The organism is Pradoshia sp. D12 (assembly GCF_008935075.1).
In the GTDB taxonomy this organism is placed as follows: Bacteria; Bacillota; Bacilli; order Bacillales; family Pradoshiaceae; genus Pradoshia.
This window is the reverse complement of sequence record NZ_CP044545.1, coordinates 3857156-3869142: the sequence shown is the minus strand read 5'-3', so window position 1 is coordinate 3869142 and position 11987 is coordinate 3857156. Positions and strand designations below refer to the sequence as shown.

At 40.5% G+C, this 11987-nt stretch carries 11 protein-coding genes and 1 riboswitch; of the genes, 9 read left to right on the top strand and 2 right to left on the bottom strand.

Features of this window, described 5'->3' with window-relative positions:
- Positions 1-197 precede the first annotated feature (197 nt).
- Positions 198-309: riboswitch (SAM riboswitch) on the top strand.
- A 122-nt stretch (positions 310-431) separates the two neighbouring features.
- The 6 genes from F7984_RS18565 to F7984_RS18540 all read left to right on the top strand — a co-directional run bounded on the left by F7984_RS18565 (position 432) and on the right by F7984_RS18540 (position 6398).
- Positions 432-1451 carry a methionine ABC transporter ATP-binding protein gene (locus F7984_RS18565; protein ID WP_066109575.1) on the top strand — a complete coding sequence of 340 codons (1020 nt, stop codon included), beginning with the start codon at positions 432-434 and terminating at the stop codon, positions 1449-1451.
- 17 nt (positions 1452-1468) lie between these two features.
- The gene (locus F7984_RS18560) at positions 1469-2119 is read left to right on the top strand and encodes a methionine ABC transporter permease (protein ID WP_066109774.1); all 651 of its coding nucleotides are present in this window, start codon (positions 1469-1471) and stop codon (positions 2117-2119) included.
- A 17-nt stretch (positions 2120-2136) separates the two neighbouring features.
- The gene (locus F7984_RS18555; RefSeq protein WP_066109571.1) at positions 2137-3006 is read left to right on the top strand and encodes a MetQ/NlpA family ABC transporter substrate-binding protein; all 870 of its coding nucleotides are present in this window, start codon (positions 2137-2139) and stop codon (positions 3004-3006) included.
- Positions 3007-3062: 56 nt separating this feature from the next.
- Positions 3063-4271, top strand: a complete 1209-nt coding sequence (locus tag F7984_RS18550) for a M20 family metallopeptidase (protein ID WP_066109570.1) — start codon at positions 3063-3065, stop codon at positions 4269-4271.
- A gap of 173 nt (positions 4272-4444) precedes the next feature.
- Positions 4445-5473, top strand: a complete 1029-nt coding sequence (galE, locus tag F7984_RS18545) for a UDP-glucose 4-epimerase GalE (protein WP_066109569.1) — start codon at positions 4445-4447, stop codon at positions 5471-5473.
- Between the two features lie 136 nt (positions 5474-5609).
- Positions 5610-6398: a carbon-nitrogen family hydrolase gene (locus tag F7984_RS18540; RefSeq protein WP_066109566.1), complete on the top strand. Its 789-nt coding sequence runs from the start codon at positions 5610-5612 to the stop codon at positions 6396-6398.
- Between the two features lie 53 nt (positions 6399-6451).
- Here F7984_RS18540 and F7984_RS18535 read toward each other — a convergent pair whose 3' ends face one another.
- Entirely contained in the window at positions 6452-7396 is a 945-nt protein-coding gene (locus tag F7984_RS18535) for an ABC transporter substrate-binding protein (RefSeq protein ID WP_066109564.1), read from the bottom strand.
- A gap of 162 nt (positions 7397-7558) precedes the next feature.
- Here F7984_RS18535 and F7984_RS18530 point away from each other — a divergent pair, with 162 nt between their 5' ends.
- Genes F7984_RS18530 through F7984_RS18520 form a run of 3 tightly spaced genes read left to right on the top strand, consistent with a single transcriptional unit; the run spans position 7559 to position 10387 of the window.
- The gene (locus tag F7984_RS18530) at positions 7559-8587 is read left to right on the top strand and encodes a FecCD family ABC transporter permease (RefSeq protein ID WP_066109560.1); all 1029 of its coding nucleotides are present in this window, start codon (positions 7559-7561) and stop codon (positions 8585-8587) included.
- The gene (locus F7984_RS18525; protein WP_066109556.1) at positions 8584-9588 is read left to right on the top strand and encodes a FecCD family ABC transporter permease; all 1005 of its coding nucleotides are present in this window, start codon (positions 8584-8586) and stop codon (positions 9586-9588) included. The genes F7984_RS18530 and F7984_RS18525 overlap by 4 nt, the downstream gene beginning before the upstream one ends.
- A gap of 16 nt (positions 9589-9604) precedes the next feature.
- The gene (locus F7984_RS18520; RefSeq protein ID WP_066109549.1) at positions 9605-10387 is read left to right on the top strand and encodes an ABC transporter ATP-binding protein; all 783 of its coding nucleotides are present in this window, start codon (positions 9605-9607) and stop codon (positions 10385-10387) included.
- Between the two features lie 109 nt (positions 10388-10496).
- Here the strand turns inward: F7984_RS18520 and F7984_RS18515 are convergent, their stop codons facing one another.
- A complete protein-coding gene (locus tag F7984_RS18515; protein WP_140461912.1) occupies positions 10497-11960 on the bottom strand; it encodes an alpha-amylase in 1464 nt (487 codons plus the stop codon).
- Positions 11961-11987 lie beyond the last annotated feature (27 nt).

Here is an 11987-nt window from a genome sequence, read left to right as displayed (position 1 = left end):
CCTTAATATCCTATACGAATAACTGACCAAAATGATTCATGAATTGGAAATATTCATGAATTTTAGTTGCTGTAACTTGATTTAGGATATTCTTTATTATAAATCAAAAATATTTTAAATATTATAAATTATTATTGACATTGCTAAACAAGATAGGATATAGTTGGAAACATCAAATTTAATTGAATAGCAAGCGATTCTTATCGAGAGAAGTGGAGGGATTTGGCCCTATGATACTTCGGCAGCGGATTTTTACTATGGTAAAAATACTGTGCTAATTCCAACAAACATCTGTTTGAGAGATAAGAGGAAGCTTTAAGCGAACATATTTCTACTTGTCTTTTTATGTATATGTTCATACAAAGCCTCTTCTGTCTAATGACAGAAGGGGCTTTTTGCATTTCGAATTTTTTAGGCCTGGAGGAGAGAACATGATTGAGTTTCGAAACATAAAAAAGTCATATCAAGCAAATGGTCAAAGCGTAGATGCTCTGAGAGGCGTTCATTTAACGGTTGAAAAAGGGGATATTTTTGGAGTGGTAGGATACAGCGGGGCCGGGAAAAGTACACTTTTGCGTTTAGTTAATATGCTTGAACGGCCTACTGAGGGGGAGGTCCTTGTGAATGGTAAATCGTTTGCCAGTCTCAAAGCAAAGGAATTAAGGGCAGAGAAAAAGAAAATCGGGATGATCTTTCAACATTTCAATTTACTTCAATCTAAGACGGTATTTGATAATGTAGCGATTCCATTGATACTATCCGGCGTTCGTAAAGAAACGATTCAAAATAGAGTTCGAGAATTACTGGAGTTCGTGGGGTTATCAGCTAAGGGTCGAAGTTACCCGGATGAATTGTCAGGGGGACAGAAGCAGAGGGTTGGAATTGCGAGAGCTCTGGCCACGAATCCATCTATCCTGCTATGTGACGAAGCTACATCGGCATTGGATCCGCAGACGACCAGGGATGTTTTAGAGCTATTGAAAAAAATAAACCGAGAATACAATATAACAATTTTGCTTATTACACATGAAATGTCGGTGATTAAAGAGATATGCAATAAGGTCGCTGTCATGGAAAATGGGAGGGTTGTTGAGCAGGGTCCTGTTCTTGATATTTTTTCCAAGCCAACCACTGAGGTTGCCAAGCGGTTTGTTAGAACAGTCATTCACGACGAGATTCCGCAGAGCTTTTTGAAATCCTTAAAGGAGAATAAACCAGCAGTTTGGAAACTTAATTTTTTGGGATCTTCGTCTGGCAAGCATCTACTTTCAACAGTGGCGAAAAGTTTTGATGTCCATTTAAGTGTTCTTTCTGCCAATATTTCTGAAATACAGGAAACCCCTTTTGGGAATTTAATCGTTGAGGTCATCGGTGAAACAGAAGAAATAAAGAAGGCGATCCAATACATAGAGAGTGAGGATGTGCTCTTGCAGGAGGTTAAGCTATCATGAATGAACAGTTTTTAGGAATGGAAATTACACTTGAACAGTTACTGATTGGATTCAGTGACACACTCTATATGGTTTTCTTCTCCTTACTATTCGCGGCCGTGATTGGATTGCCTTTAGGGATTTTACTCGTCATAACGAGAAAGGGTCACATTCTGGAGAATAAGTGGGTGTTTAATATATTGAACCCAATCATTAATATTTTACGCTCGGTTCCCTTCATTATTTTATTGGTGGCTTTGATTCCATTTACACGATTGGTTGTTGGATCGGCGATTGGAACGAATGCCGCCATTGTACCGCTTGTATTTTATGCAGGTCCTTATATTGCCAGATTGGTTGAAAATTCATTATTGGAAGTTGATAAGGGAATTATTGAAGCAGCTCAGTCAATGGGCGCGACTGAATGGCAGATCATTTTTCGGTTTTTAATACCAGAGGGACTTAGCTCTCTTGTTTTAACCTTTACAACAGCAACTATTGGGCTGGTTGGAGCCTCAGCAATGGCAGGGGCAGTAGGAGCTGGAGGAGTTGGAGATCTTGCCCTCACCTATGGTTATCAGAGGTTTGACACTAACACCATGATTGTAACCGTTGCGGCACTGGTAATCATTGTACAGCTTTTACAATCCATAGGTAATACGCTGGCTAGAAAAATAAGAAGACGATAAAGAAGGAGATGGAAAAAATGAAAAAACTTTTTCTTACTATTTTAATAATTGCATGTACTGTCGTAACAGCAGCATGTGGAAGCGATTCGAAAGGCAGTGCAAAAGAGGGCAGCTCTACCATTAAGGTTGGAGTAAGCAGCGGAGACACAAGAATATGGGATTATATTGCTGAACTCGCTAAGGAGAAGGGGCTCAATATAGAGCTTGTAAAGTTCAGTGATTATATTTTGCCGAATACAGCTCTAAATGATGGCGAAGTGGATGCTAACGCATTCCAGACCATTTCTTACTTTGAAGAACAAGTGGAAGAAAGAAAATTAGATCTTGAGCCACTAAGCTCTACTGTTATTGCACCAATGGGAATCTACTCAAATAAGCATAAGGATTTAAAGGAATTGCCTGATGGGGCTAAAATTGCTGTCCCTAATGAAGGTACAAATCTTGGCCGGGCGCTACTTCTTTTGCAGGAGGCGGGCTTCATTACACTAACAGATAATTTTGATGGAATAGGCTCTTTGGAAAAAATTAAATCAAATCAAAAAAATATTAAACTCGAACTGGTAGCTGCCGGGAATACACCGCGTTTTCTTGAAGATGTAGATGCATCTATTATAAACAATAACTTTGCGGTTGAGGCAGGATTGACATTAAAGGATGCCTTGTTCCATGAAAGTGCAACGGCCAAACCATACATTAATATTATCGCTATAAAAAAAGGGGATAAAGACCGCGCTGAGCTAAAAAAACTGGCAGACATCTATCATTCCGAGGAAGTGGAGGATTTTATCCTTAAAACATTTAAAGGAAATACCATTCCGGCTTTTGTTTCAATAGAAGAATTGGTTAATTATCAGGATGCCTGGACCAGCCCGGCAGTCGATCAATGAATTACTTCGGATACTAACATAGGTATAAGATTATTAGAGAGATTGGAGGCAGAGCAATGATTAAAAACGAAGGTCGCATTTTTCATAAAGATATTATCAATGAATATATAGATCAGCAGAAAAACAAATATATAAATATAAGCCACCAAATTCATGAAAATCCAGAAATAGGGAATGAAGAATTCTTTGCATCTGAAACACTGACCAAGGTATTAATCGATGCTGGCTTTGAGGTAACAAATGATATTGCTGGCCATAAAACTGGATTTTTAGCGAGGAAATCATCCTCAAAGCCGGGGCCTACGATAGCTTTTCTTGCCGAGTATGATGCGCTTCCTGGCCTTGGCCATGCATGCGGCCATAATATCATTGGCATCACCAGCGTAGCGGCTGGAATTTCGCTTGGTTTAGTACTCGAGGAAATAGGGGGAACGGTACTTGTTTACGGTACCCCGGCAGAAGAAGGGGGTCAAAATGGAAGTGCGAAGGGCAGTTATGTAAAGCATCAATTGTTTGACGGTGTGGATGCAGCTATTATCATTCATCCTTCTGGTCAAACGAGAACAACTCAGCCTTTCTTGGCTGTTAATCCCCTTGACTTTCATTTTTATGGGAAACCGGCGCATGCTGCGGCAGCACCAGAGGAAGGGATTAATGCACTTGATGCGGTCATCCAGTTATTTAATGGGATTGGCGCATTGAGACAGCAGCTGCCGACAGATATAAGGGTTCATGGCATTATTCCAAATGGAGGAGATGCACCTAATATCATTCCTGATTATGCCTCTGCAAGATTCTATATTAGAGCTTCAACTTGGAAAAGTTGTGAGGAAATATCGGAAAGGATTATTCAGATTGCCAAAGGTGCGGCGTTGGCAACCGGAGCCGATGTAAAAATAGAAAGATTTCAAAATGAAGTTCATGATTTCGTTCTGAACACGGCTCTTGATGAGGTACTTCGAGAAGAACTGGCAGCTCTAGGTGAGGAGGTTGTACAGGGTACGCGGAATGCATCCGGTTCAACAGATGCAGGAAATGTAAGCCATGTTGTTCCGACAGCGCATCCTTATATCAAAATTGGTCCGAATGATCTAATCGCCCACACAAAAGAATTTAGAGAGTGTGCTATATCAGAACTTGGAGACCAAGCCGTCATTACTGGTGCAAAAGCCTTGGCCAATACAGGTTATCGCCTTCTGACAAATCAGTCGTTACTGCAGAGGATTAAGGATGAATTCCTTAAAGCTAAAACAAGTGATATTTAAACAAGCCTAAATATCGACTTGCGGCAATATAAATTGAGTATCCACTGCCCTGTTCTTCTTTTAGTATTTTTAACTCATAAAGAAATTAAGTACCACATAATTCTAAATAAGGTAAAATTAGTGTATGTGTATTTCTAATTACCAATCGTGAGAAACAGGGGAGTGGATCATGGATGGCGATACTCATTACAGGTGGTGCTGGTTATATAGGCAGCCATGCGGCGGTTGAATTCTTAAAAGCGGGTTATGATATTGTGGTGCTGGATAATTTCTCTAATAGTCATGTGGAAGCAATTGAAAGAGTGAAAGAGTTAGCTGGTAGGAAATTTCCTTTCTATAATATAGATTTAGTAGATAAGGAAGCTATTGACCAATTGTTTGCAAAATATGATTTTGATTCAGTTGTCCATTTTGCCGGTTTAAAAGCAGTTGGTGAGTCCATTTCAATGCCTCTGAGATATTATGAAAATAATGTGACGGGTACCATCAGACTATGTGAAGTTATGGCGAAGCATCAGGTGAAGAAGCTGGTATTCAGTTCCTCTGCCACTGTATATGGTATGCCGGATCGGGTACCGATTGATGAGTCCTTTCCATTATCAGCAACCAATCCATATGGACGTTCAAAATTAATGATAGAGGAAATTCTGTGTGACTTGCATGTTTCCGATCCAGCATGGAGTATCGCTTTGCTGAGGTACTTCAACCCTATAGGAGCTCATGAATCAGGAAGAATCGGTGAGAATCCAAGTGGTATTCCCAATAATTTAATGCCATATATCACACAGGTTGCCATTGGAAAAAGAGATAAATTATCCGTTTTTGGCAGCGATTATGAAACTCATGATGGTACGGGTGTCCGCGACTATATCCATGTAGTCGATTTAGTGAAGGGCCATTTGAAGGCATTGGAATATCTGCAGGGTAGATCCGGAGTAGAAGCATTTAACCTTGGAACAGGAAACGGATACAGTGTCCTGGACCTGGTGGATGCGTTCGCGAGTGTTAGCGGAAGGAAAATCCCTTACGAATTAGTGGAACGGAGGCCCGGTGATGTGGCTGTTAGTTACGCTGATTCCGTAAAGGCCGCAAAGGTACTGGTCTGGAAAGCAGAAAAGAGTCTGAAGGATATGTGCGCTGATTCCTGGAAATGGCAAAGGCAAAATCCGAATGGTTATGAACAGACAATTATAAATTCTTAGTGGAGAATTGGATGATGGAGTCGATGATTAAGCCGATTCCATCTTTCTTACATATTGGATAAACGGATAGCATCAAAGTTGCTATCAGCCATCTATTGAAATAACCTATTTAATAGAAGAGAGAGGGGGAAGCCACCTGAAAATCGCCTGTGTACAAATGGATATCGAGTATGGAAAGCCAATTGAAAATTTTAAGCATGTAACAGAGTCTATAACTGAGGCGGCCGAGAATGGTGCGGATTGTATTGTGCTGCCTGAAATGTGGAATACAGGCTATGCACTGCAACAGCTGGGGGAACTTGCTGACCTTGATGGGAAGGAAACGATTAAGCTGCTTTCTTCTTTGGCATTAAAGTACAATGTCAATATTGTTGGCGGCTCTGTATCTGTGAAAACCTCAAAAGGGTATTTTAATAGAATGTATGTATTCAATCGCTTTGGAGAGGTCATATCTGAGTATGATAAAGTTCATCTCTTTAACGTAATGGATGAACATCAATATCTTATAGCGGGACAAAAAGAGAATTTATTTAAGATAGATGAAAATGTGAGCGGGGGCCTGATTTGCTATGATATCCGCTTTCCCGAATGGGTAAGAAAACATGCTTTGGCGGGAGCAAAGCTTATATTCGTAGTGGCAGAATGGCCGGAAGCAAGAGTGGATCATTGGGTAACGCTCTTGAAGGCGCGAGCCATAGAAAACCAGCTATTTATTATAGCTGTCAATCGAGTCGGAAAAGATCCTAATAACACATTCGGCGGGTTTTCCATGGTTATCAATCCATGGGGCGATACAATTGCAATTGGTTCTACAGCAGAATCTATCCTTTATGCTGACTTAAACATACAGGAAGTCGATCAGGTACGAACTCGCATCTCCGTTTTTGAGGACCGAAGAGAGGATTTATATAATAGAAAAAAGTAAGCTTCAGACATACAATAAAAAGGAGACTCTTAAAAAAGAGCCTCCTTTGTTTATTATTTAGTTAAGGAATCTAGTACCAAATCGATTGTTTTAGCATTGGCCGTTTTAGCATTGGTTGTCCAGTTGCTGGAATCTTCAAATGTATAAACATTTCCTTTTTGGACAGCCGGAATGGATCTATAAATAGAGCTGTTTTCCAATGTTTCCATTCCTGGTTCGCCGCTCGCTGCAGCAATAAAGAGGTGGTCTGCATCCAAATCCGCTAATGCCTCAAGTGAAGTGCCCTGCCATGTTGCCTGTGCTTCACCAAGTTTACTAATATAAGTTGGCATCTTAATTCCTAAATCATTATAGAGTACATTTGAAGCGTAACGATCACCCTCGAAAACAAAGTACTGACCGCCTGTTACCCAAATCAGAGCGGCAGACTCATCTCCGATTTTCTCTTTAACTGCTGTTTTAGCTTCCGCAGCTTTATCCTCATAGTCTTGAATTGCTTTTTTTGCCTGATCTTCTTTACCGAACAACTCGCCCATTTTTGTCAGTAAAGTTCTCCAGTCAGCAGCATCTTCTTCCTTAAATACATAGGTTGGAGCTACTTTTTTGTATTCCTCATACTGGCCTTCCTGAATAGCAGCTTCAGATTCGAACATAATTAAGTCTGGTTCCGCTTCGATCACATCTTCTATCGGCATATCCCATGAAATCAAAGGAACATCCTTAAGTTCATCCTGTAAATAATTATGAACAGTTGTACCGATTGACCATTGAGCAGCAGGTTTAATGCCCAAAGTGACTAAATAATCCTCTAAATTTGGTGCCAGTATTCTTTTAGGGTCTTTAGGGAAGCTCATTTCACCGATTGCATCTGTAACCTTCTTGTCAGACTGCTCCTTGTTAGAAGTATCATTGTCATCATTTGAGCCACAGGCTGCAAGCAATAATACTGCACACAGCATGAATACCAGAAGACGTGTGTATTTATTATTTATTACCATTGCTATATCCTCCTTTAGTATGTAAAATAAATTCGTTACTATTAATGATAATCATTCTCATTTGAAGGGTCAAAGGAAATTCATACCTATTCATTTTAAGGTAACACTAGAAAGGTGGATTCCTTTGGACTACATATTATAATTTTGAAGGACTGAACGTACGTGCAGAAGAACGAGGATAGAAATATTCCATCTCGCAGGGAACGGATTGGCATTGTTCTCCCGCTGTCTTTTTTACTACTACTAGTTATTTTTATTACTTCATTAATAATTGGAACAAAAATGATAGACCTTTCAACAGTATGGGAGGCTTTGCTCCATAGAAATCCTGATAATGTGACACATCAGATTATTTGGGAAATCAGATTGCCGCGGGCACTGATGGCAGGCCTTGTTGGGGCATACTTAGCCATTTCTGGTGCTGTTATGCAGGCATTGACTAGAAATCCACTTGCTGAACCATCTCTTTTGGGAGTATCCAATGGGGCTGCATTTGCTTTAGTTTTATCATTAACGGTTTTCTCTGGATTATCCATAATGGGTTCTATTAGTGCATCCATGATTGGAGCAGGATTGGCTGTCCTATTGGTATTTTCTTTATCTGCCTTATCCAGAGGAGGGGTAACACCAGTTAAATTGGCTTTGGCGGGTATGGCAACTGGGATGTTTTTAAGTTCTTTGACAACCAGCATGGCTTTATATTTTGATGTCACGAAAAATATTAGCTTCTGGTATGCAGGTGAATTGGCGAATAGTCATTGGGTTGAGGTAAAAATAATTACAGCGGTTGGCTTAATAGGATTGCCTATTTTACTTAGTATTGCACATTCGCTTACGTTATTATCGCTTGGTACGGATGTAACGAAGGGGCTTGGGGTTAACATCAAGCTAGTCCGAGCTTTAGGAATTATCGTTATTTTATTACTGACTGGCAGCTCGGTTGCGGTCTCTGGGACGATTGGTTTTATCGGTCTTGTCATTCCTCATATAACCAGGATGTTGATTGGAACGGACTATAGAAAGTTACTGCCTCTCGCAGCTGTTCTCGGAAGTGCCTTGTTATTGTTGGCCGATGTTGCCTCAAGAGTGATTAATCCCCCATATGAAACTCCGGTTGGTGTTATGACAGCACTTATTGGAGTTCCTTTCTTCCTGTACCTTGTTCGCAGTGAAGGGAGGCAATTGTTTTGAAGAAGATTGCTAATTTGCCAAGAGTATGGATTGCTTTGTTCATACTAATTATTACGGTCAGTTTAATCAGTCTGAATATAGGAAAGGTCAGTATTTCACCAGCAGAGGTGTGGCAGACGATTGTGGGAAATGGAACAGCTAAGCAGGAGCTTGTTTTATTTGAGATCCGGTTGCCGGCTATCTTACTGGCTATTTTGGTAGGAGCAGGAATGGCTATATCGGGAGCAGTATTGCAAACAGTTGCTCAGAATGAATTAGCGGAGCCTGGGATATTAGGGATTAATGCAGGTGCTGGTCTTGCTGTATTAATTTATATTACTGTATTTCAATCTACGCTTGGCAGTCAGAGCCAGATAGGTACATTTATTATGCCTTTCTTTGCATTTGCCGGAGCCATGCTTACAGCCGTATTGATATTGGCATTATCATGGAAGAAAGGGCTGCACACGATTCGCCTTCTTTTAGTTGGAATCGGTATTAATGCTGGATTTTCAGCTGTCTTAACTGCCATGCAGCTCAGATTGAATCCGCATGATTTCATGAAAGCGATAGTTTGGTTATCCGGAGATCTTTGGGCTACACAGTGGAAATATGTGTGGGCCTTGCTGCCGTGGTTTTTAATCTTAATTCCATTTATTTTATATAAATCACACACACTAAATGTATTAAATCTTGGGAGTCTTGTATCGTCAGGACTGGGAATTCGTACAGAAAAAGAGCGCTTAGTTTTAATTGGTGCCGCAGTTGCATTGGCTGGGTTAGGTGTGACAGTTGGCGGGGGGATTGCTTTTCTTGGACTAATAGCACCCCATATTGCAAGGAAGCTTGTTGGTCCTAAACATGGGGCATTTTTACCAGCTTCAGCTATGATTGGAGCCCTTATTTTGCTGTTGGCAGATATGCTGGGTAAAAATATGTTCCGTGTCGATATTCCTTCAGGGGTAATCGTCTCTATTATCAGTGCTCCATATTTTATTTATCTCTTAATGAAATCAAAGTAGAGGAGGGGTAAACCTTTTGGAATTGTCAGCTCGGAATTTAAAAATAGGCTACGACGGAAATGTAATTGTTCCTTCACTGAATTTAGATATAAAAAAAGGAGCGATTACAGCCATTATTGGTCCAAATGGCTGTGGAAAATCGACTATTTTGAAGACAATGGCAAGATTACATCCAGCTATGTATGGATCAGTTATTTTAGATGGAAAAGATATTAAGAATACACCTACAAAGGAGATTGCCAGAAAAATGGCTATCCTGCCCCAGTCACCGGAAGCTCCTGCCGGTCTTTCTGTAACCGACTTGGTCTCTTATGGAAGAACCCCATATCAGGGTGGTTTCTCACGCTTAAATGAACATGACAGAGAAATGGTCGATTGGTCGATTCGTGTTACCGGATTAAGTGATTTTAAAGATCATGCAGTGGACTCCTTATCCGGCGGGCAACGTCAGCGTGCGTGGATTGCAATGGCAATTGCCCAGGAGACGGGGTTATTGTTACTGGATGAGCCAACCACGTATTTGGATATGGCACATCAGTTGGAGGTTCTTGAGCTTTTAAAAAAACTGAATCAAGAGGATGGCCGAACCATTGTGATGGTAATCCATGATTTGAATCATGCTAGCCGGTTTGCAGATGAATTGGTTGCCATTAAAAAGGGGCAGTTGATTTTACAGGGGAGTTCTAATGAAGTTATGAGTGCGGAAGTATTAAAAGAAGTGTTCCAGATTGATGCTTCTATTGTAGAGGATCCCAGAACCGGTAAACCGGCAATCATATCGTATGATTTAGTGAAATGATGAAAAATATGAGGGGCTATGAGTGATGGAACACTGCAGTAAACAGTGTTTCATTACTCATAAGCCCCCTGTTTATATAAATTCTGGATGCTACTCTAGCTTAAGCTTTTTAATCTTCTGAGTCAGGCTTGGTCCACACAGAAACACTGCCGCCATTTACAGGGAATGTTGCCCAGCCTTCCTCGTCAATCTCAATCTTATCTGGTCGGTTGCCTGTACAATCAGTCCATATTTCCCTGGCTCGTTCAGCTCCTACACACATTCTTTTTTCGCCTTCGTCACCGTTTGAAATAACAACAGCGCAGCCAGAGTTCTCCTTTTCTTCGGTTCCTAATCTTACCCACCCAATAGTATTTGGATGGTCAAAGTAATCGACCTGTTCTCCATAGGCTTTATGGACCCGAGCATAAAGAAGTGGATCAATCAGTTTGTTTTTACGCCCAACTGGGTTTTCGCCGCCAACGCCATAATAATCCCCGTAAAAAACACACGGGTAACCGTCATGGCGAAGTAAGATGAGTGCATAAGCAGACGGTTTAAACCAATCTTCGATCCATGATTCCAGAGATTCTTCCGGCTGTGAGTCATGGTTGTCTACAAAGGTTACCGCATTTAATGGATTAGATTCTACTAGAGTATTATGAAAAATGGTTGTAAGGTCAAAATCTCGTCCCATTTGAGAAGCTTGATGTAATTTATAGTGGAGAGGCACATCAAATAAATCAAGTGTATGATCAACTTTTTCTAAATACTCCTGGCAAGCCTGTAAATCGGGATTCCAGTACTCTCCCACCATATAAAAGTCATCACCGTGAGCCTCTCTCATTTCAATGGCAAATTCTTTAATAAAGGTATAATCAATATGCTTAATGGCATCTAAGCGATATCCCTCACATTTAATGGTTTCAGCGAGCCATCTGCCCCAATTTTTCATTTCATTTCGTACATCTGGATGGCGATAATCAATATTGGCAAACATTAAATAGTCATAGTTTCCAAACTCTTTATCAACATGTTCATTCCAGCCTTTATTTTCACCGAGAAATTTAAATACACCTGTGCGAATGGTTCCTTCATCATAATCAGTCCCATTGAAATGCTCCATATTCCACTTGAAATCAGAATATGTATTGCCGCGCCCGGGAAACGTGAACTTCGTCCAGCCATCTATATCGAATGGGTCCGAAATCTCCTTTGTACGGTCGTTCTGATCAACCTCTACAACTTTAAATCTTTCTGTTTCATCCGCACCTGCTTTATGGTTCATAACGATGTCTGCATACACACAAATATCATTTTCTTTGCATGCCTCAACTGCTTCTATCAACTCATCCTTCGTACCATATTTCGTGCGTACAGAACCATTTTGATCAAATTCCCCTAGATCATATAAGTCATATATACCATAACCTGTATCTTCAGGTGTTTGTCCTTTCGTTGGGGGTGGGATCCAAACAGAATCTATTCCGCAGTTTTTTAATACTGGCGCTAATTCCTTCAACCGTTTCCAATGAGTACCATCAGGTAAAATATGCCACTCAAAAAATTGCATCATTGTATGGTTATGCCCCATTTGTACCACCTCGCATCTCTCTATTAG